This window comes from Frigoribacterium sp. CFBP 8766 (assembly GCF_014841435.1).
Classification (GTDB): domain Bacteria; phylum Actinomycetota; class Actinomycetes; order Actinomycetales; family Microbacteriaceae; genus Frigoribacterium.
Genome location: NZ_JACYTX010000002.1, coordinates 890,352 through 911,101, shown reverse-complemented (window position 1 = coordinate 911,101; position 20,750 = coordinate 890,352). Strand labels below are relative to the sequence as shown.

Below are 20,750 nucleotides of genomic sequence, written 5' to 3'. Positions count from 1 at the left end.
TCCGGGCTCGTCAGCCGGAGGAGACCTGGTGCGCACTGCCGTGCTCGGAGCAGCGTTGCTCGTCGTCGGGCTCGTCGCCCTGCTCGCCGGGGTCCTCACCCTCGAGGAGCTGGGCACGCTCGTCGAGCGCGTGGCGCCGGTGCTCGGCTTCGTCGTCGCCCTGACGATCGTGTCGGAGCTCGCGGCCGAGGCGGGGCTCTTCTCCTGGCTCGCCGGATTCGCCGCCCGGGCGGCGCGCAGCCGCGTCGTGGTGCTGTGGGCGTTCGTCGTCGTCCTCGCGCTCGGCTGCACGATCTTCCTCTCGCTCGACACGACGGCCGTGCTGCTCACCCCCGTGGTCGTGCTCGTCGCTCGACGCGTCGGGCTGCCGCCGATGCCGTTCGCCCTCACGACGGTGTGGCTCGCGAACTGCGGCTCGATGCTGCTGCCGGTGTCGAACCTGACCAACCTGCTGGCCCTCGACGCCCTCGGGTCGCCGTCGCCCGCCTCCTTCGCCGCGCTCGTGGCGCCGGCGGCCGTGGTCGCCGCCGTCGTGCCGGTCGCCGCCGTCGGCATCCGCTACCGCCGCGAGCTGAGCGGGCGGTTCGAGGCTCCCGGGCGGGAGGAGGCGGGCGACCGCGTGCTCTTCGTCGTGGCCGCCGTCGCCGTGGCGCTGCTCGTGCCGGCGCTCGTCAGCGGGATCGAGGTGTGGATCCCGGCGGCGGCGGCCGCGCTCGTCCTCGTCGTCGTCACCGCCGTGCGTCGCCCGTCGACGCTGCGGCTCGGCCTCGTCCCCTGGGGCACGATCGTCTTCGCCAGCGGCCTCTTCGTCGTCGTCGAGGCGGCTCACTCGCTCGGGCTCGCCGACGCGCTCGCCGTGCTCGTCGGCTCGGGCGACGGGCTGCCCGACCTGCTACGTCTCGCCGCCGGCAGCGCGGCCGCCGCCAACGTCGCGAACAACCTGCCTGCCTACCTCGCCCTCGAGCCCGTCGCCGGCTCGCCGCTGCGGCTCGTCGCCGTGCTCGTCGGCGTCAACGTCGGCTGCCTCGTGGCGCCCTGGGCCTCGCTCGCGACGCTGCTCTGGCACGGGCGGCTGACCTCGATGGGCGTCGAGGTGAGGTGGCGCGGCGTCGTGCTCGGCGGGCTCGGGGTCGCGGTCGTCGCCGTGCCGCTCGCCGTCGTCGCCACGGTGCTGGTCGGGGCGTAGGCCGCCGAGGCTCCGCCCGCGGACGCGGTGCCCGCTGACGCAGTGTCCGCGGACGCGGCGCCGGCGGCCAGTGCTGCTCGCGCGTGCCTCAGCGTGCGCCGCAGCATGTCCGTGAGCACCGCCTCGTCCGTCGCCCGGCCGCGGGCGTGCACCTCGGCGACCACCGCCCCTGACCAGCCCGACCGTGCCAGGTGCCCGAGCACCTCGGCGACCGGCTGGTCGCCCGTGCTCGGCACCAGGTGCTGGTCGACGAGGCCGCCCGGCCGCGTCGAGACGACCCCGTCGCAGAGGTGCACGTGACGGAGGCGCGGGCCGAGGGCCAGCGCGAGGTCGAGCGCGTCCCGCCCGGCGACGGCGGCGTGCGAGAAGTCGAGCACGGCCGCGTCGACGTCGAGGGCCGAGGGGTCGTGCCCGGGGGAGTAGACGTCGGCGACGACGGGCCCCAGCCGCCACGGGAACATGTTCTCGACCGCCAGCTCGACGCCCGTCGCGGCAGCCAGCTCCCGGACCAGGTCGAGGAACCGCGCGGCGTGCCGTCGTTGCCAGCGGAACGGCGGGTGGACGACCACGGTGGCCGCGCCGAGCTCGGCGGCCAGCTCGGCCGAGCGTCGCAGCTTCTCGCCCTGGTCGCGGCCGAGGGCGAAGTGCGCGAGCGGCAGCACCGGTGCGTGCACCGACAACACGGGCAGCCCCCAGCGAGCCGAGGAGGCGCGGAGCAGCCGGGCGTCCCGGCTCGCCCGGTCGGCGGTCACCATCACCTCCACCCCGTCGAAGCCGGTGGTGCTCGCGAGGCGGAAGGCCTCGTCGACGGGGAGCGGGGAGACGCAGGACGTGCTCGTTCCGACCGTGATCACGCGGCCAGGCTACGACCGGGCCCGCGGCGGGGGAGCCGAGCAGGGGTGAACGTCGGGCGAACGGCCGGGGAACGCCCCCGGGGCCCGGCGGCCGCCTCCTACAGCCAGTCGCGCTTGCGGAACTGCCACCAGAGCACGCCGCCCACGCCGACGATGAGCACGCACGAGGTGACGAAGCCACCGAACGTGCTGAAGCCGGGGTACGGCACGTTCTGGCCGTAGAAGCCGGTGATGGCGGTGGGCACCGCGATGATCGCGGCCCAGCTCGTCACCTTCTTCATGATCCCGTTCATCCGGTTCGACTGCAGGTTGAGGTTCGTGTCGAGGATGGTCGAGACGAGGTCGCGGAGCGAGTCGTTCTGCTCGGCGACCCGGATGACGTGGTCGTAGACGTCCTGGTAGTAGGGCTGCATCACCGGGTCGAGGTCGTGCAGGTCGCGGCGCAGCAGGGTGTTGAGCACCTCGCGCATGGGCGAGGCGACGCGCCGCAGCCGCACGAGGCTCTTGCGCAGCGCGAACGAGCGCTTCTGCACGTCGAGGGCGCGGGGCGCAGGGTCGAAGAGGTCGTCGGCGATGCCCTCGATCTCGTCGTCCAGCGCGTCGACGGCCTCGAAGTGGCGGTCGACGACGACGTCGAGGACGCCCCAGAGCAGGAACGAGACCCCGTGCGCCGCGAGGTCGGGGCTCTGGTCGAACGCCTTCTCGAGCCGGGAGGCGTCGAAGTCGGCGTGGTGGATGGTCACGAGCGCCTTCGCGGTCAGGAACGCCTTGACCTCGCTCGTCGTCAGCTCGCCCGACGCCGCGTCGAACGAGACGTCGTACAGCGCGGTGAAGAGGTGGTTCTCGTAGCGGTCGACCTTCGGCCGCTGGCCGTCCTGCAGGGCGTCCTCGACGGCGAGCTCGTGCAGCCCCAGCTCGTCCTCGAGGTCGTCGAAGTCCGCCTCGGTCGGGTCGGTGAGGTCGACCCACACCGTGCAGCCCTCGGTCTCGAGGTGGTCGCTGACGTCGGCGAGGGGGAACCCCTGCGCCACGAGCCGCCCGCCCCGGTACGCGCGGGTCTGCGTCGGGGTGCGGGTCGCGGTCGGGGCCTCGGTCATGGGGGCATGCTATCCACGTGACCCCGCACGTGAAGCAGCGCGCCGACGCCCCCGACGACTTCTTCGAGGCGGAGGCGGCCGGCCTCGCCTGGCTCGCCGAGGCCACGCCCCGCGGGGGCGCGAGGATCGTGGCCGTCGAGTCGGTCTCGGCAGGCCGCATCGCGCTCGAGGCCGTGCACGAGACCCGCCCGACGCCGGAGGCGGCACGGCGGTTCGGCGCGGCGCTCGCCGCCACCCACGCGGCCGGCGCGGACGCCTTCGGGGCGCCTCCTGCGGGCTGGCACGGCCCCGTCTTCATCGGTCGACGGCAGCAGGAGTGCACGCCCCGCGACAGCTGGGGCGCCTTCTACGCCGCCCAGCGCGTGCTGCCCTTCGCCCGGACGGCCGTCGAGGCAGGGTCGCTGACGCGCGACGAGCTCGACCTCGTCGAGCGTGCCTGCGGGGCCGTCGCGTCGGGCGCCCTCGACGACGACGCCGAGCCGGCGCGTCTGCACGGCGACCTCTGGAGCGGCAACGTCCTGGTCGACGCGGGCGGCGTGGTCCTGATCGACCCGGCCGCGCACGGCGGCCATCCCGAGACCGACCTGGCGATGCTGCAGCTGTTCGGCCTCCCCTTCCTCGAGGAGGCGCTGGCCGGCTACCAGGACGCCTCGCCCCTCCGGGACGGCTGGCGCGACCGCGTGCCGCTCCACCAGCTGCACCCGCTCGCGGTGCACGCGGCTGGCCACGGTCGCAGCTACGGCCGGGCGCTCGCCGAGGCGGCGGGACAGGTGCTCCGGCTCGTCTGAGCCGGGTGTGCGGGGGAGGGACGCCCGGGGGACAGGCCTCGCCGGGGGCCCGGACGGGCGCGCTGATAATCTGGCCGTCCCCCGTCTCCCGGGGGTCGAACGGAGCTGATCACCCCCATGTCTGACACCGCTGAGCGCTACGGCTTCGTCGTCGTCTCCAACCGCCTCCCCGTCGACCGCGTCATCGCCGAGGACGGCTCCGCGTCCTGGCAGCACTCGCCGGGGGGCCTCGTGACCGCCCTCGAGCCCGTCATGAAGGCGAACGACGGGGCCTGGGTCGGCTGGGCCGGCCAGCCCGAGCTCGAGTTCGAGCCGTTCGTCGACGAGGGCATCCACATCGTGCCCGTGCCCCTGAGCGCCGAGGAGGTGCAGCGCTACTACGAGGGCTTCAGCAACGACACGCTCTGGCCGCTCTACCACGACGTCATCGCCGCCCCCACCTACCACCGGCTCTGGTGGGAGGCGTACGTGCAGGTGAACCAGCGGTTCGCCGACCGCGCCGCCGAGATCACCGAGGAGGGCGGCACGATCTGGGTGCAGGACTACCAGCTGCAGCTCGTCCCGAAGATGCTCCGCGAGGCGCGTCCCGACGTGACGATCGGCTTCTTCAACCACATCCCGTTCCCGCCGCTCGGCATCTTCTCGCAGCTGCCCTGGCGCCGCCAGATCCTCGAGGGGCTGCTCGGCGCCGACGTCATCGGGTTCCAGCGCGGCGACGACGCCTCGAACTTCTCCCGCGCGGTGCGCCACCTGCTCGGCTACGGGACGACCCGCCCCTACGTCGAGGTGCCGGTCGACGACGACGCGACGACGGGGTCCTCGCACGTGACCCGCCGCGGCACGAAGGTGCGCCGGGTGCTGGCCAAGCACTTCCCGATCTCGATCGACGCCGCCAGCTACGAGGAGCTCGCCGCGCGACCCGACATCCAGGCCAGGGCGGCCGAGATCCGCGCCGGCCTCGGCAACCCGAAGACGGTCATGCTCGGCGTCGACCGGCTCGACTACACGAAGGGCATCCGCCACCGGATGAAGGCGTTCGGCGAGCTGCTCGCCGACGGCCGCCTGAGCGTCGAGGACGCGACGCTGGTGCAGGTCGCGAGCCCCAGCCGCGAGCGGGTCGAGACGTACAAGACCCTCCGCGACGAGATCGAGCTGACCGTCGGCCGCATCAACGGCGACTACGCGACGATGAGCCACACGGCCATCAGCTACCACCACCACGGCTACCCGCGTGAGGAGATGGTGGCGCTCTACCTCGCCGCCGACATCATGCTCGTCACCGCCCTCCGCGACGGGATGAACCTCGTCGCGAAGGAGTACGTGGCGGTCCGCCGCGACAACGACGGCGTGCTCGTGCTCAGCGAGTTCGCCGGCGCCGCCGACGAGCTCAAGTCCGCGCTGCTGATCAACCCGCACGACATCGGCGGCCTGAAGAACACCATCATGCGGGCGATCGAGATGCCGCGTCGCGACCGGACGACGCGGATGCGCGCCCTCCGTCGGCGGGTGCTCGAGCACGACGTGGCCAGCTGGTCCGCGTCGTTCCTGCAGGCGCTCGAGAACGTGCGCCCCGGCCAGCAGATCACGGCACCCGCCGAGGAGGACGCCTCGTGACCACGACCCCCCTGACCACGGACGACGAGTCGCGAGCCCTCTCGGACGCGCTCGGCCGTCTCGCGACGACCCCGCGCCTCCTCGTCGCCCTCGACTTCGACGGCACCCTCGCGCCCGAGGTCGACCAGCCGATGGCGGCCCGCCCGCTGCCCGAGTCGAAGGAGGCGATCCGTCGCCTCCTCGAGATGGAGGGCACCTCCGTCGCCCTCGTCTCCGGCCGCGACCTCGCGTCGCTCGACCGCATCAGCGAGATGCCCGAGCAGGTGCTGCTCGTCGGGTCGCACGGGATCGAGGTGCGGATCGGGGGAGAGGTGACCTCCTTGACCGACGACGAGCTCGCCCGTCGCGCGGTCATCTCCGAGGCGCTGCACACGGCGGCCGACGGTCGCGAGGGCGTCTTCGTCGAGGAGAAGCCGGCTGGCCTCGCCCTGCACACGCGTCTCGCCGACGAGGCCACGACGACGGAGGTGCGCGAGGCCGTCCGGCAGCGCCTCGCCGACGAGCCCGGCGTGCACGGCCGCGAGGGCAAGAACGTGCGCGAGTACGCCGTCCGCCCGACCGGCAAGGACGACGGGGTCGCGCGGCTGCGCGAGGCGGTGGGCGCCACCGCCGTCCTCTTCGCCGGCGACGACGTCACCGACGAGGACGCCCTGCGGTCGCTCGGCGAGGGCGACCTCGGCATCCGGGTGGGGCCGGGCGAGACCGCCGCGAGCCACCGCGTCGCCGACCCGGCGGCGATCGGACGGCTGCTGGGCGAGCTCGCCGACCTGCGTGAGCACCTGGGACATGCGTGACCGCGCATGTGTCCGCCGGCGGCGTCGCCCTCGGGCGGTCCTCCCAGGTGACCGCAAGGTAAGCTGACCTCTCCGCCCGACTCCTCGTCGCCGATCAGCCCGAACGACCGACGAACTCGCCAGCCGACGGAGGTGCACCATGATGATCGCTGCTCTCGCGGCCTTCGCGGCCGCCTCGATCGTCGTCGCCGCACTGGGTCGCCGGCTCGGGCCGTCGCTCTTCCTGTGGGCCTCGGCCGTGCCGTTCGCCGCCATGGTGATGACCGCCCTGCAGGGGCCACAGGTCCTGTCCCAGGGGCAGGTCGTCGAGTCGGTGCCGTGGATCCCGCAGCTCGGCATCACGCTGACGCTCCGCCTCGACGTGCTGTCGTGGGTGCTGGCCCTGGTCGTCACCGGCGTCGGCGGGCTCGTCCTCGTGTACTGCTCCCGCTACTTCAAGCCGGGGGAGAAGAGCCTCGCGCGCTTCGCCGCCGTGCTCGTCGCCTTCGCCGGGGCGATGTACGGGCTCGTCACCAGCGACGACGTCTTCGTGCTCTTCGTCTTCTGGGAGGCCACGAGCGTCTTCTCGTACCTGCTGATCGGTCACTACACGAACAAGCAGGCGAGCCGCGGGGCCGCGCTCCAGGCGCTCATCGTCACCACGGCGGGCGGGCTGGCCATGCTGGTCGGGCTCGTGATCCTCAGCGTGCAGGGGGGCACCTCCTCCATCGAGGCCCTCGTCGCGTCGCCGCCGAGCGGCACGGCGGTCACCGTCGCGGTGATCCTGGTGCTCATCGGCGCGCTGTCGAAGTCGGCCCTCGTGCCGTTCCACTTCTGGCTGCCCGCGGCCATGGCCGCCCCCACCCCGGTGAGCGCGTACCTGCACGCCGCGGCCATGGTCAAGGCGGGCATCTACCTCGTCGCCCGCTTCGCGCCGGGCTACCACGACTCGCCCGGCTGGCAGGAGGTCGTCGTCACCGCCGGCGTCGTGACGATGCTGCTCGGCGGCTACCGTGCCCTCCGTCAGCACGACCTCAAGCTCGTCCTCGCCTACGGCACGGTCAGCCAGCTCGGCTTCCTCACGATCATCGCGGGCTACGGCACCCGGGACGCGGGGCTCGCGGCGCTCGCGCTGCTCGTCGCGCACGCCCTGTTCAAGGCGACGCTGTTCCTCGTCGTCGGCATCGTCGACCACCGCACCGGCACGCGCGACCTCCGCAAGCTGAGCGGCCTGGGCCGGCAGGCTCCCGTCCTCACCGTCATCACCGTCATCGCGCTCGCGTCGATGGCGGGCGTGCCCCCGACGTTCGGCTTCGTCGCGAAGGAGGCGGTGCTCTCCGCCCTGCTCGCCGACGCCGAGCACGGCAGCGCCTGGGGCGTGATCGCGCTCGTCGGGGTCGTCGTGGGCTCCGTCCTCACCACGGCCTACAGCCTGCGGTTCCTCTGGGGGGCGTTCGCCCGCAAGCGCGACGTCGCCCCGGTCGACTTCGTCCGCGAGCACATCGACTTCCTCGCCGCGCCGGCCGTGCTCGCCGCGCTCAGCCTCGCGCTCGGCTTCGTCGCGGCCCCGGTCGACCGCGTCATGGCGCGCTACGCGGACACGCTGCCGCACGTCGAGGGCGAGCACGGCCCGTACCACCTCGCCCTCTGGCACGGCTTCGAGCCGGCCCTCGCTCTCACCGTCCTCTCGCTCGTGCTCGGCGCCGTGATGTTCTGGCAGCGCGAGCGGGTCTCCTCGGTGCAGAAAGCGGTCTCGTTCCTGCCCCGCGCCTCCGACGGCTACGTCCGGATCATGACCGGCATCGACAAGACGGCGTCGCGCACGACGGCGGCGACCCAGCGCGGCTCGCTGCCGTTCTACCTCGGCACGATCCTCGTCGTGTTCGTCGTGTCGAGCATCGTCACCCTGTCGTCGAACCGCAGCTGGCCCGACGCGGCCGTCATCTGGGACTACCCGGCCCAGCTGGCCGTCGGCGGACTCATGATCGTCGGCGCCGTGGCCGCGGCGCGGTCGAACAAGCGCTTCCAGGCCGTCGTGCTCGTCGGCGTGACCGGCTACGGCATGGCCGCGCTGTTCGCCCTGCACGGCGCCCCGGACCTCGCGCTCACCCAGGCCCTGATCGAGACGATCACCCTCATCGCCTTCGTGCTCGTGCTCCGGCGCCTGCCGGCCCGCCTCGGCGACCGCAACGGCCGGTCGCACCGGGCGCTCCGCGCCGTCATCGGCGTCGCGGTCGGCTGCGTCATGGCGACCATCGCCGTCGTCGCCCTGGGCGCCCGCAGCGGCGGCACGATCTCGAGCGCGTTCCCCGAGCTCGCCGTCGTCGGCGGCCACGGCAAGAACGTCGTCAACGTCACCCTCGTCGACATCCGCGGCTGGGACACGATGGGCGAGATCAGCGTGCTGATCGCGGCCGCGACCGGCGTGGCGAGCCTCGTGTTCCTCACCTCGCGCACCGACATGCTGCCGCGACCCGCGCGCCGCACCCGGGCCCAGCGCTTCCTCGCCCGGGTGCGCCCGGCCCTCGAGCCCGCGCCCGTCGTCCCCGGCTCCGAGGCCGGCGGCAGCCAGGCCGACCGGGCCGACGCCTCGTCGAGCACGGCGGTCGGCTCCGAGGTCGAGGGCGACCGGCGTGCCTGGCTGCTCGCCGGCCGGAAGCTGGCGCCGCAGAACCGGTCGATCCTGCTCGAGGTCGTCGTCCGGCTGCTCTTCCACGCCATCGTCGTCGTCTCGATCTACCTGCTCTTCGCCGGTCACAACCTGCCGGGCGGCGGCTTCGCCGGCGGCCTGGTCGCGGGCATGGCCTTCGTGGCGCGCTACCTCGCGGGCGGGCGCTTCGAGCTCGGCGCCGCGGCGCCCCTCGACGCCGGCAAGGTTCTGGGCAGCGGTCTGCTGATCGTCGTCGCCACCGCCGTCGTGCCCCTCTTCTTCGGCGTCGACGCCCTGACCTCGACCTGGTTCGAGGGCGAGGTGCCGCTGCTCGGCCACGTCGAGTTCGTCACGTCGACGTTCTTCGACATCGGCGTCTACCTCGTCGTGGTGGGCCTCGTGCTCGACGTGCTCCGCAGCCTGGGGGCCGAGGTCGACCGGCAAGAGGAAGAGGACGACCGCGGCGACGCCTCGGTCACGGCCACCACCAAGGCGGAGGGCCCCGCATGAGCGCGTCGCTGATCCTGATCGTCGTGATGGCGGCGCTCTACGCGTGCGGCATCTACCTCATGCTCGAGCGCAGCATGACCCGTGTGCTGCTCGGCTTCCTGCTCGTGGGCAACGCGACGAACATCCTCATCCTCACGATGTCCGGCCGCAGCGGCGAGGCGCCGATCGCCGACGGGCAGGTGCCCGAGTCGAGCTTCGCCGACCCGCTGCCGCAGGCGCTCATCCTCACGGCCATCGTCATCACCTTCGGCGTCTCGGCCTTCCTGCTGGCCCTCATCTACCGCTCCTGGCGGCTCGCGCAGGAGGACGACGTGGCCGACGACCTCGAAGACCTGGAGATCGGCATCCGCGGGGTGCCCGCCGAGGACGAGACGCAGGGCGACGGCGACGACGAGAGCGACGGCGACACGGAGTTCGGCCCGGACGCCGAGGCCGCCGTGCCGAAGTCGTCCTTCGACGACGACGACGACCCCTGGGACCACGCCCCGAGCGAGACCATCCCGGTGGCCGACCCGGAGCACGCTCCCGATCACGACCCGGCCCACCCCGAACGAGCCCGCGACCGCGGCACCTACCGTGACGACCCGAGAGGAGGCCGATCGTGAACCTCGACTTCCTCGTCCCGCTCGTCGTGCTCGTGCCCCTGATCGGTGCGGGCGCCGCGCTCGTCGCGACCCGGCGGCCCCGGCTCCAGGCCGTGCTCACGATCGCCGCGCTGGCGGTCGTCGTGGCCATCAGCGCCGTCCTCCTCGTCGTCGTCGACCGCGACGGCGCGATCGCGGTGCAGGTCGGCGGGTGGGAGGCGCCCTTCGGCATCCTCCTCGTGGTCGACCGCCTCGCGGCGCTGATGCTCACCATCTCGTCGGTCGTGCTGCTGGCGGTCTTCGTGTTCTCCGTCGGGCAGGGCTCGGCGGACGGCGACGGCGACGCCCCCGTCTCGATCTACAACCCCACGTACCTCATCCTCGCCGCCGGCGTCTTCGACGCGTTCGCGGCGGGCGACCTCTTCAACCTCTACGTCGGCTTCGAGATGCTGCTCATCGCGAGCTACGTGCTCATCACCCTCGGCGGCACCGAGCAGCGCATCCGGGCGGGCGTTACCTACATCGTGGTGAGCCTGCTGTCGAGCGTGCTGTTCCTCGCCTCGATCGCGATGATCTACGGCGCCCTCGGAACGGTCAACATCGCCGACATCGCGCAGAAGATGGACACCATCCCGCCGGACGTCCAGACGATCATCCACGTGATGCTGCTGACGGCCTTCGGCATCAAGGCGGCGATCTTCCCGCTGTCGTTCTGGCTGCCCGACTCGTACCCGACCGCGCCGGCCCCGGTCACGGCGGTGTTCGCGGGCCTGCTGACGAAGGTCGGCGTGTACGCCATCATCCGGACCGAGACGGTGCTCTTCGTCGAGAGCAACGTCAACGTCTACCTGCTGATCATCTCGTTGCTGACGATGGTGATCGGGATCTTGGGGGCGGTGGCGCAGGCGGACATCAAGCGCCTCCTGTCGTTCACCCTGGTCAGCCACATCGGCTACATGATCTTCGGCATCGCCCTCGGCACCGTCGAGGGGCTCGCCGCGACGATCTACTACGTGGTGCACCACATCACCGTGCAGACCACGCTGTTCCTGGCGGCGGGGCTGATCGAGCGGCGGGGTGGGACGGCCTCGGTGCTGCGCCTCGGCGGGCTGCTCAAGGCGGCGCCTGTGGTGGCGGTGCTCTTCTTCATCCCGGCCCTCAACCTCGGCGGCATCCCCCCGTTCTCCGGGTTCATCGGCAAGGTGGCGCTCTTCGACGCCGGCGCGCGCCTCGACGACCCGCTCGTCTACGTGCTGATCGGTGCCGGCGCGGTCACGTCGCTGCTCACGCTCTACGCCCTGATGCGGGCCTGGAACCTGGCCTTCTGGCGCCCCGGCAGCGACGTCGAGGACCACGAGTCGCCCCTCACCGAGCGTCTCGAGGAGGCGCCCGGCCGCACCGCCGTCCAGGCGAAGCGCGCCAACCCGCGCACGATGATCGGCGCGACCGTCGGCATGGTCGGCGTCTCGCTCGTGCTGACCGTGTTCGCCGGCCCGCTCTACGGGGTCGCCGAGCGCGCGGCGGGCAAGGTCTACGGCTCGAACTCGTACGTGCAGCTCGTGTTCCCCTCGGGTGAGGGCGACACCGCCGAGAACGAGGGGAGCGCACCGTGACCGCCCGGCCCTCGGCCCACGAGGTCGGACGCAGCCTGCTCCGTCAGCTGCCCCTCCTCGTCGGCCTCGTCGTCCTCTGGATGTTCCTCTGGAACCAGTTGACCGTGCTCTCGTTCGTCACGGGCGTGCTCGTGGCGCTGCTGGTGACGCGGGTCTTCTTCCTGCCGCCGGTCGAGCTGAGCGGGCGGTTCAACCTCGGCTGGGCGTTCGTCTTCCTCGGCCGCTTCCTCTTCGACCTCGTCGTCGCGTCGGTCGAAGTGGCCTGGAAGGCCGTCCGGCCCCGAGGCGTGACGAGCAACGCGATCGTCGCCGTCCAGCTGCACACCCGGTCGGACTTCATCATGACCCTCGTCGCCGAGGCCGTCTCGCTGGTGCCCGGTTCGCTCGTCGTCGAGGCCGACCGCGAGCGGTCGATCCTGTACATGCACGCCCTCGCGGTCGAGGACGCGGACGGCGTCGAGGAGGTGCGGCACAGGGTCCTCGGCTTCGAGAAGCGCATCGCCCGCGCCCTCGGCAGCGCCGACGACCTCCGCCGCATCGCCGACGGCACGCCCGCCACCGAGGACGCCCCGACCGACCGGTCCGGCGCCGAGCTGCCCGTGAACGAGAAGAACAAGGGGGTCGCCTCGTGACGATCGTCTCCTGGGTCGTCGGCGTGCTCTTCGCGTTCGCCGCGCTCGCGTCGGTGCTCCGCATCGTGCGGGGGCCGTCCATCCTCGACCGCATGATCGCGAGCGACATGCTGCTCACGACCCTCATCTGCGTGCTCGCCGCGGACATGGTGCTCGGGAACCACACCCGCACCCTGCCCGTCATCATCGTGCTCGCCCTGACGGCCGTCTTCGGCTCGATCACGGTGGCACGCTACGTGTCGAGGCAGGACCCGTCATGAGCGACCAGTTCTACACGATCTCGAGCGCCGTCCTGCTGGTCGCCGGTGCGACGCTCTCCGCCGCCGCCGGCGTCGGGCTCCTCAGGTTCCCCGACGCCCTCACCCGCATGCACGCCGCCACGAAGCCGCAGATCTTCGGGCTGATCCTGATGCTGTCGGCGATCGCCCTCGACCAGCACAACCTCGGGACCATCGCCTCCCTGGTGGTCGTCCTGGTCTTCCAGATGCTCACGGCGCCGATCTCGGCGCACATGATCGGCCGGGCCGGCTACCGCAACGGCGACCTCCGCCGCGACATGCTCGTCGTCGACGAGCTCGACGAGGCGGTCGCCCGCGCGGGAGAAGAGCTCGTGGCCGACGGCCAGTCGCTCTCCGACGTCGACCCGTCGACCCTGCCGGTGGGGTCGGCCGACGCGTTGGCGGTCGAGCTCGACCGGGCGGACGGGCTCGACGACTCCGAGGGCGACGACGACGCCCACGACGACGAGGCCAGGGAGCGCGAGCACGACGCCCCGCTGCACGTCGAGGGCGGGCACCACCACGCCCCCGATCCCGGCCTCGGCTGAGGGTGGCGCCGGCTGGCCCTAAACTCGACCCATGCCCGTGAATGACAGCCAGCCGTCGGACGCAGAAGCCCGAGGCCCCATCGACGCAGCGCCCATCGACGCAGCACCCATCGACATCAAGCCCCGCAGCCGCGTCGTCACCGACGGGGTCGAGGCCACCACCTCGCGCGGCATGCTCCGCGCCGTCGGCATGGGCGACGAGGACTGGGAGAAGCCGCAGATCGGCATCGCCAGCAGCTGGAACGAGATCACCCCCTGCAACCTGTCCCTCGACCGGCTCGCCCAGGGCGCGAAAGAGGGAGTGCACGGCGGCGGCGGCTACCCGCTGCAGTTCGGCACCGTCTCCGTCTCCGACGGCATCTCGATGGGCCACGAGGGCATGCACTTCTCGCTCGTCTCTCGCGAGGTCATCGCCGACAGCGTCGAGGTCGTCATGAACGCCGAGCGCCTCGACGGCTCGGTGCTGCTCGCCGGCTGCGACAAGTCGCTTCCCGGCATGCTCATGGCCGCCGCGCGCCTCGACCTCGCCAGCGTGTTCCTCTACGCGGGCAGCGTCGCCCCCGGCTGGGTCAAGCTCAGCGACGGCACCGAGAAGAACGTCACGATCATCGACTCGTTCGAGGCCGTCGGCGCGCACAAGGCCGGCACCATCAGCGACGACGACCTCAAGGCCATCGAGTGCGCCATCGTGCCCGGCGAGGGCGCCTGCGGCGGCATGTACACCGCCAACACGATGGCGAGCGTCGCCGAGGCGCTGGGCATGAGCCTGCCCGGCTCGGCGTCGCCGCCCTCGGCCGACCGTCGTCGCGACTACTTCGCCCACCGCTCGGGCGAGGCCGTGGTGAACCTGCTGCGCCTCGGCATCACCACCCGCGACATCCTGACGAAGGAGGCGTTCGAGAACGCCATCGCCGTCGCCATGGCGTTCGGCGGGTCGACCAACGTCGTGCTGCACCTGCTGGCGATCGCCTACGAGGCCGAGGTCGACCTCACCATCGACGACTTCAACCGCATCGGCGACACCATCCCGCACATCGGCGACCTCAAGCCCTTCGGCAAGTACGTGATGAACGACGTCGACCGCATGGGCGGCGTGCCCGTCGTCATGAAGGCGCTGCTCGACGCGGGCCTGCTGCACGGCGACTGCCTCACCGTCACCGGCAAGACCGTGCGGGAGAACCTCGAGGCGATCAAGCCGAAGCCGCTCGACGGCGAGGTGCTGCGCACCCTCGAGAACCCGATCCACGCGACCGGCGGGCTCACCGTGCTCAGCGGGTCGTTCGCCCCCGAGGGCGCCGTCGTCAAGACCGCGGGCTTCGACGCCTCCGTCTTCGAGGGCCCGGCCAAGGTCTTCGAGCGCGAGCGCGGCGCGATGGACGCCCTGACCGCCGGGCGGATCGAGGCCGGCGACGTCGTCGTCATCCGCTACGAGGGCCCGAAAGGCGGCCCGGGGATGCGCGAGATGCTCGCCATCACCGCGGCCATCAAGGGCGCTGGGCTCGGCAAGGATGTACTACTCTTGACGGACGGACGATTCTCGGGCGGCACAACCGGCCTCTGCATCGGCCACATAGCACCCGAAGCGGTGGACTCCGGTCCCATCGCCTTCGTGCGTGATGGCGACCTCATCCGTGTCGACATCGCCGCTCGCTCGATCGACCTACTCGTCGACGCCGCTGAGCTCGAGGCCCGCCGAGAAGGCTGGGCTCCCCTCCCTCCGCGCTACACCCGCGGTGTCCTCGCCAAGTACGCACGCCAGGTCCGCTCCGCGGCCGAGGGCGCAGTCACGTACTGACCTCGTCCCGACCGGCTCGGCGCGGCACCGCCGCCCGAGCCGGCATCCGGACGGGGCGTCCGGCTCGCCGCTCCGCACAGCGCACCGCCGTCGACCGGCACCGTCGTCACCGCTCCACCACCACCACGAAGAGGGAATCGGCACTGATGCCCAACGACACGACACCTCAGCCCGGCGCCCCCGTGCGCCCCGGCGCCCGGCCGGCCCCCGCTGCCGGCCCCACGAGCACCGCGACGACCACGCAGCCGGTCGTCCTCACGGGCTCCGGCGCGATCCTCAAGTCGCTCGAGCACCTCGGGGTCACCGACGTCTTCGGCCTCCCCGGCGGCGCGATCATCCCCTTCTACGACGAGCTCATGGCGTCGACCGCCATCCGCCACATCCTCGTGCGCCACGAGCAGGGCGCCGGCCACGCGGCCGAGGGCTACGCCGCGGCCTCGGGACGGGTCGGCGTGGCGATCGCCACCTCCGGTCCGGGGGCCACCAACCTCGTCACCGCCATCGCGGACGCCTACATGGACAGCATGCCGCTGCTCGCGATCACGGGACAGGTCTTCTCGACCCTGATGGGCACGGACGCGTTCCAGGAGGCCGACATCGTCGGCATCACGATGCCGATCACCAAGCACTCGTTCCTCGTGACGAAGCCCGAGGACATCCCCGCGACGCTCGCCGCCGCGTACCAGATCGCGAGCACCGGCCGGCCGGGCCCCGTGCTCGTCGACATCACCAAGGACGCCCAGCAGAACTCGGCGCCCTTCGTCTGGCCGCCCGTCGTCGACCTGCCCGGCTACCGGCCGGTCACGAAGGCGCACGGCAAGCAGATCGCCGCGGCGGCCCAGATGATCGCCGCGGCGGAGCGGCCCGTGTTCTACGTCGGCGGCGGGGTGATCCGCGCCGGGGCGTCAGCCGAGCTCAAGACGCTGGTCGAGCTGACCGGCGCCCCCGTGGTGACGACGCTGATGGCTCGCGGCTCGTTCCCCGACACCCACGCCCAGCACCTGGGCATGCCGGGCATGCACGGCACCGTGCCGGCCGTGCTCGGCCTGCAGGAGAGCGACCTCATCATCGCGCTCGGCGCCCGCTTCGACGACCGCGTCACCGGCAAGGCCGACCTCTTCGCCCCCGGCGCCAAGGTGGTCCACGTCGACATCGACCCGGCCGAGATCTCCAAGATCCGCCTCGCGGACGTGCCCATCGTGGGCGACGCGAAGGTCGTCATCCCCGACCTCGCCGCGGCGTTCGCCGAGATCCCCGCCGCCGACCGCGCCGACACCTCCGCCTGGTGGCAGAAGCTCGAGGGGCTGCGCGAGCAGTTCCCGCTCGGCTACACCCAGCCCGACGACGGCCTCCTCTCGCCGCAGGCCGTGATCCAGCGGATCGGGCAGCTGTCCGGTCCCGAGGCGATCTACGCCTCCGGCGTGGGCCAGCACCAGATGTGGGCCGCGCAGTTCATCGAGTACGAGCGTCCCCACGCCTGGTTGAACTCGGGAGGCGCAGGCACGATGGGCTACTCGGTGCCGGCCGCGATGGGCGCCAAGGTCGCCCAGCCGGACCGTGTCGTGTGGGCCATCGACGGCGACGGGTGCTTCCAGATGACGAACCAGGAGCTCGCCACCTGCGTCATCAACGACATCCCGATCAAGGTCGCGATCATCAACAACTCGTCGCTCGGCATGGTCCGCCAGTGGCAGACCCTGTTCTACGAGGGGCGCCACTCGTTCACCGACCTGAACACGGGTCACGAGACCCGGATGGTGCCCGACTTCGTCAAGCTCGCCGACGCGTACGGAGCCCTCGGCATCCGCGTCACGCGGGAGGACGAGATCGACGCCGCCATCCAGCTCGCGCTCGAGACGAACGACCGCCCGGTCGTGATCGACTTCGTCGTCAGCCGCGACGCCATGGTCTGGCCGATGGTGCCCCAGGGCGTCTCCAACTCCGAGATCCAGCACGCCCGGGCCCTCGCCCCCGAGTGGGACGACGAGGCCCCCGGCACCAGCGCCTCCGACACGACCCGTGACGGCGACATGACAGGAGAGCACGCATGAGCCACGTCCTGAGCCTCCTCGTCGAGGACAAGCCCGGTCTGCTGACCCGCGTCGCGGGGCTCTTCGCCCGCCGCGGCTTCAACATCGAGAGCCTCGCGGTCGGCAAGAGCGAGGTCGAGGGCCTCAGCCGCATCACCGTCGTCGTCGACGTCGAGGAGCTGCCGCTGGAGCAGGTGACGAAGCAGCTCAACAAGCTGATCAACGTCATCAAGATCGTCGAGCTCGACTACTCGCAGTCGGTGCAGCGCGAGCACATGCTGATCAAGGTGCGGGTCGACGCCACCACCCGGTCGCAGGTGCTCGAGGCCGTCACGCTCTTCCGCGCGTCCGTGGTCGACGTCTCGACCGACTCGCTCGTGATCGAGGTCACCGGCGACACCGGCAAGACCACGGCGCTGCTGCGCGTGCTCGAGCCCTACGGCATCCGCGAGATCTCGCAGTCCGGCCTGCTGGCCATCGGCCGCGGCTCGAAGGCGATCACCGACCGGGTCCCCAAGGCCCAGTGACCGGCGCGGGCTCGTCCCCGCCGCCTCCCTGCTCCACCCCACCGCCCCACACAAGGAGAACCACCACCGTGACTGAGATCGTGTACGACACCGACGCAGACCTGTCGATCATCCAGGGCAAGAAGGTCGCCGTCATCGGCTACGGCTCGCAGGGCCACGCGCACGCGCTCAACCTGCGCGACTCGGGCGTCGAGGTCGTCATCGGCCTGAAGGAGGGCTCGAAGAGCCGCGCCAAGGCCGAGGAGGCCGGCTTCACGGTCCACACCCCCGCCGAGGCCTCGGCCTGGGGCGACGTGATCGTCGTCCTCGCGCCCGACCAGGTGCAGCGCCACGTCTACGCGGACGACATCGCCCCGAACCTCACCGAGGGCAAGGCGCTCGTCTTCGGCCACGGCTTCAACATCCGCTTCGGCTACATCGAGGCCCCCGACAACGTGGACGTGCTGCTCGTCGCCCCCAAGGGCCCCGGCCACACCGTCCGCCGCGAGTTCGAGGCCGGCCGTGGCGTCCCCGTCATCGTGGCGGTCGAGAACGACGCCTCGGGCTCGGCCTGGGACCTCGCCTGGTCGTACTCGAAGGGCATCGGCGGCCTCCGTGCCGGCGGCATCAAGACGACCTTCACCGAAGAGACCGAGACCGACCTCTTCGGCGAGCAGGCCGTGCTCTGCGGCGGCACCTCGCAGCTGATCCAGTACGGCTTCGAGACCCTCACCGAGGCCGGCTACCAGCCGCAGATCGCCTACTTCGAGGTGCTGCACGAGCTCAAGCTGATCGTCGACCTCATCTGGGAGGGCGGCCTCGCCAAGCAGCGCTGGAGCGTCTCCGACACCGCCGAGTACGGCGACTACGTCTCGGGCCCCCGCGTCATCACGCCCGACGTGAAGGAGAACATGAAGGCCGTCCTGGCCGACATCCAGTCGGGCGCCTTCGCGAAGCGGTTCATCGACGACCAGGACGCCGGCGCGCCCGAGTTCGCCGAGCTGCGCAGGAAGGGCGAGGAGCACCCCATCGAGGCCACGGGCCAGGAGCTCCGGGCCCTCTTCGCCTGGAAGCAGACCGACACCGACTACGTCGACGGCAGCGCTGCGCGCTAGCCACCCCCTCTCCACCTGAGCACCACCCGCAGGGCCCCTCTCCACCCGGAGCGGGGCCCTTCGGCCGTCCGGGGCTCACGGGCTGTCGTGGCATGATCTAGGGCATGGCAGCGAGCAAGAAGGCAGTGCACTTCGGTGCGGGGAACATCGGTCGGGGCTTCGTGGCGCAGTTCCTGCACGCGAGCGGCTACGAGGTCGTGTTCGCGGACGTCAACGACGAGCTGATCGGTCTGCTGCAGCAGCAGCCGTCGTTCGAGGTGCACGAGGTCGGCGAGCAGAGCCGCACCACCGTGGTCGACGGCTACCGGGCGATCAACAGCCGCACCGACGAGGAGGCGCTGGTCGCCGAGATCGCGACCGCCGACGTCGTCACGACGGCCGTGGGTGCCCGCATCCTCCCGTTCGTCGCCCCCGTGATCGCCCGCGGGCTCGTCGCCCGTGACGCCTCCCTGGCGCCCCTCGCCGTGATCGCGTGCGAGAACGCGATCAACGCCACCGACTCCCTGGCCGAGGCCGTGCGCCAGGCCGACCCGGCCGAGAACGCCGTCTTCGCCAACTGCGCGATCGACCGCATCGTCCCCGAGCAGGCCGCCGGCTCGCTCGACGTGACCATCGAGTCGTTCTTCGAGTGGGTCGTCGAGAGCACGCCCTTCGGCGCCGACCGGCCCGACATCGCGGGCGTCACCTGGGTCGACGACCTCGAGCCGTTCATCGAGCGAAAGCTGTTCACGGTCAACACCGCCCACGCGGCCGCCGCCTACCACGGCTTCTCGCGCGGCCTCGAGAGCATCCGCGAGGCGCTGGCCGACGAGGCAGTGCTGGCCGAGGTCCGCGGCGCGCTGCGCGAGACCACCGAGCTGCTCGTCGCCAAGCACGACCTCGACCTCGACGAGCAGCAGGCCTACGTCGAGAAGAACCTGGTGCGCATCTCGAACCCGCACCTGCCCGACACGACCGAGCGGGTCGGCCGTGGCCCGCTGCGCAAGCTCAGCCGCCACGAGCGGTTCGTCGGCCCGGCCACGCAGCTCGCCGAGCGCGGGCTCGGCCACGACGCGCTGGTCCGTGCGGTCCGTGCGGCGCTCGACTTCGACGTGCCGGACGACTCCGAGAGCGTCGAGCTGCAGGCGCTGCTCACGTCGGGCCTCCCCGACGAGGAGCTGACGGTCACGTTGACCGGCGTCGAGCAGGGCCACCCGCTGTTCCCGGCGCTGCTGGAGGCGGTCTCGTCGAAGACGGCGGCATGACCGACCCGTCCCCGGCGCGCCCCGAACCAGACGAGATCGACGAGCACGACGAGATCGACGACCAGGACGACGCCCTCAGCTGGGGCGACGAGCGCGACGCCAGCCACGTCGAGGGCCCCGCGCCCGTCTCGCAGGCCGGCCCCGAGGCCGACGACGAGCTCCCCGGGGGGATGAGCAGCGCCTCCCTGGTGGGCCACGGGGTCTTCGGCGGCGTCGCGCTGTTGTCCTGCGTCGGCTGGCTCGTCTCGAGGGACCAGTTCCTGCTCTCGTTCGGCGGCACCGCCGTCGACCGCGTGCAGACGGCGCTGTGGCTGCTCGGCGTCGCGCTGGCGATCGTCGCGCCCGCGGTGTGGTTCGTGACAACGATCCTGCTCGTGCCGCAGTCGCGGTCGTCGCGCCGCCTCCTCGTGTTCGCCGTCGGGGCGGTCGCCCTGGCGCCGTGGCCCCTGGTGATCGGAGGAGGCGCGTGACCGCCCGCGAGACCGGCCCGGTCACGCAGCCGGTCGGCCCCGCCGCCTCACGCCGTCGTGGCCCGCGCGTCGGCGTCGTCGTGGTCGCCGCCCTGGCCGCCTTGTTCTTCGCCTACGACCTGTACGAGGCGATCACCAACCTCGTGCTCGTTCCGCAGGACGTCCGCTACCAGAACAACGAGTTCTTCGACGAGGTCGGGGTCGACGGCCTCGCCGCCTCCCCGCCCTGGGTCGCGCTCGTCGCCAACGTGCTGCTGCCGGTCGTCGCGTGGGTCGGTGCGCTCGTCGTGGCGCGCCGACGGCCGCTCTGGCAGGTCGTGCTCGCCTTCGTCGCGGCGCTCGCGCTCGTCGGCTCGGTGTCGCTCACGATCACGGCGTACGTGCTCAGCATCTGATCCGAGCTGCTCGGCGGCACGCCCGGCCGCAGGCCCGGGTGGCGGACGCGGGCGGGGCGTCATGTGCG

At 72.0% G+C, this 20,750-nt stretch carries 18 protein-coding genes and 1 pseudogene; 17 read left to right on the top strand and 2 right to left on the bottom strand.

Annotated elements, in window-relative coordinates:
* Positions 1-28: 28 nt before the first annotated feature.
* Positions 29-1,186: an SLC13 family permease gene (locus tag IFT90_RS10000; protein WP_192042025.1), complete on the top strand. Its 1,158-nt coding sequence runs from the start codon at positions 29-31 to the stop codon at positions 1,184-1,186.
* A gap of 134 nt (positions 1,187-1,320) precedes the next feature.
* Here the strand turns inward: IFT90_RS10000 and IFT90_RS16935 are convergent.
* Positions 1,321-2,040, bottom strand: a pseudogene (locus IFT90_RS16935) (sugar phosphate isomerase/epimerase family protein); the annotation flags it as partial.
* A 98-nt stretch (positions 2,041-2,138) separates the two neighbouring features.
* On the bottom strand, positions 2,139-3,137 hold the full coding sequence (locus tag IFT90_RS09990; RefSeq protein ID WP_192042024.1) for a magnesium transporter CorA family protein: 999 nt from the start codon (positions 3,135-3,137) through the stop codon (positions 2,139-2,141).
* Positions 3,138-3,154: 17 nt separating this feature from the next.
* Between IFT90_RS09990 and IFT90_RS09985 the strand changes: the two genes are divergently transcribed.
* From IFT90_RS09985 to IFT90_RS09910, 16 genes are all read left to right on the top strand, one after another.
* A complete protein-coding gene (locus tag IFT90_RS09985; RefSeq protein ID WP_192042023.1) occupies positions 3,155-3,925 on the top strand; it encodes a fructosamine kinase family protein in 771 nt (256 codons plus the stop codon).
* A gap of 117 nt (positions 3,926-4,042) precedes the next feature.
* Positions 4,043-5,539, top strand: coding sequence for a trehalose-6-phosphate synthase (locus tag IFT90_RS09980; protein WP_192042022.1), 1,497 nt, complete (start codon positions 4,043-4,045; stop codon positions 5,537-5,539).
* Positions 5,536-6,333 (top strand): trehalose-phosphatase, encoded by a 798-nt coding sequence (otsB, locus tag IFT90_RS09975; protein WP_192042021.1) that lies wholly within the window; start codon positions 5,536-5,538, stop codon positions 6,331-6,333. Before IFT90_RS09980 ends, otsB begins: the two co-directional genes overlap by 4 nt.
* A gap of 142 nt (positions 6,334-6,475) precedes the next feature.
* Positions 6,476-9,472: a Na+/H+ antiporter subunit A gene (locus IFT90_RS09970; protein WP_192042362.1), complete on the top strand. Its 2,997-nt coding sequence runs from the start codon at positions 6,476-6,478 to the stop codon at positions 9,470-9,472.
* On the top strand, positions 9,469-10,077 hold the full coding sequence (locus IFT90_RS09965) for a Na(+)/H(+) antiporter subunit C (protein ID WP_192042020.1): 609 nt from the start codon (positions 9,469-9,471) through the stop codon (positions 10,075-10,077). The genes IFT90_RS09970 and IFT90_RS09965 overlap by 4 nt, the downstream gene beginning before the upstream one ends.
* Positions 10,074-11,669, top strand: a complete 1,596-nt coding sequence (locus IFT90_RS09960) for a Na+/H+ antiporter subunit D (RefSeq protein ID WP_371740917.1) — start codon at positions 10,074-10,076, stop codon at positions 11,667-11,669. The genes IFT90_RS09965 and IFT90_RS09960 overlap by 4 nt, the downstream gene beginning before the upstream one ends.
* Positions 11,666-12,301 carry a Na+/H+ antiporter subunit E gene (locus IFT90_RS09955; protein WP_192042019.1) on the top strand — a complete coding sequence of 212 codons (636 nt, stop codon included), beginning with the start codon at positions 11,666-11,668 and terminating at the stop codon, positions 12,299-12,301. Before IFT90_RS09960 ends, IFT90_RS09955 begins: the two co-directional genes overlap by 4 nt.
* Positions 12,298-12,561 (top strand): monovalent cation/H+ antiporter complex subunit F, encoded by a 264-nt coding sequence (locus IFT90_RS16930; protein ID WP_123546477.1) that lies wholly within the window; start codon positions 12,298-12,300, stop codon positions 12,559-12,561. Before IFT90_RS09955 ends, IFT90_RS16930 begins: the two co-directional genes overlap by 4 nt.
* Positions 12,558-13,127, top strand: a complete 570-nt coding sequence (gene mnhG / locus IFT90_RS09945) for a monovalent cation/H(+) antiporter subunit G (protein WP_192042018.1) — start codon at positions 12,558-12,560, stop codon at positions 13,125-13,127. The genes IFT90_RS16930 and mnhG overlap by 4 nt, the downstream gene beginning before the upstream one ends.
* Positions 13,128-13,158: 31 nt before the next feature.
* A complete protein-coding gene (ilvD, locus tag IFT90_RS09940) occupies positions 13,159-14,922 on the top strand; it encodes a dihydroxy-acid dehydratase (RefSeq protein WP_192042017.1) in 1,764 nt (587 codons plus the stop codon).
* Between the two features lie 146 nt (positions 14,923-15,068).
* Positions 15,069-16,973: an acetolactate synthase large subunit gene (locus tag IFT90_RS09935; protein WP_192042016.1), complete on the top strand. Its 1,905-nt coding sequence runs from the start codon at positions 15,069-15,071 to the stop codon at positions 16,971-16,973.
* The gene (gene ilvN, locus IFT90_RS09930) at positions 16,970-17,479 is read left to right on the top strand and encodes an acetolactate synthase small subunit (protein WP_123546473.1); all 510 of its coding nucleotides are present in this window, start codon (positions 16,970-16,972) and stop codon (positions 17,477-17,479) included. Before IFT90_RS09935 ends, ilvN begins: the two co-directional genes overlap by 4 nt.
* A gap of 68 nt (positions 17,480-17,547) precedes the next feature.
* Entirely contained in the window at positions 17,548-18,573 is a 1,026-nt protein-coding gene (gene ilvC, locus IFT90_RS09925) for a ketol-acid reductoisomerase (RefSeq protein WP_192042015.1), read from the top strand.
* A gap of 104 nt (positions 18,574-18,677) precedes the next feature.
* Complete coding sequence (locus IFT90_RS09920) at positions 18,678-19,817, top strand: mannitol-1-phosphate 5-dehydrogenase (RefSeq protein ID WP_192042014.1); 1,140 nt, start codon at positions 18,678-18,680, stop codon at positions 19,815-19,817.
* Positions 19,814-20,287, top strand: a complete 474-nt coding sequence (locus tag IFT90_RS09915) for a hypothetical protein (RefSeq protein ID WP_192042013.1) — start codon at positions 19,814-19,816, stop codon at positions 20,285-20,287. Before IFT90_RS09920 ends, IFT90_RS09915 begins: the two co-directional genes overlap by 4 nt.
* Positions 20,284-20,682 carry a hypothetical protein gene (locus tag IFT90_RS09910; RefSeq protein WP_192042012.1) on the top strand — a complete coding sequence of 133 codons (399 nt, stop codon included), beginning with the start codon at positions 20,284-20,286 and terminating at the stop codon, positions 20,680-20,682. Before IFT90_RS09915 ends, IFT90_RS09910 begins: the two co-directional genes overlap by 4 nt.
* The last annotated feature ends 68 nt before the right edge of the window (positions 20,683-20,750 follow it).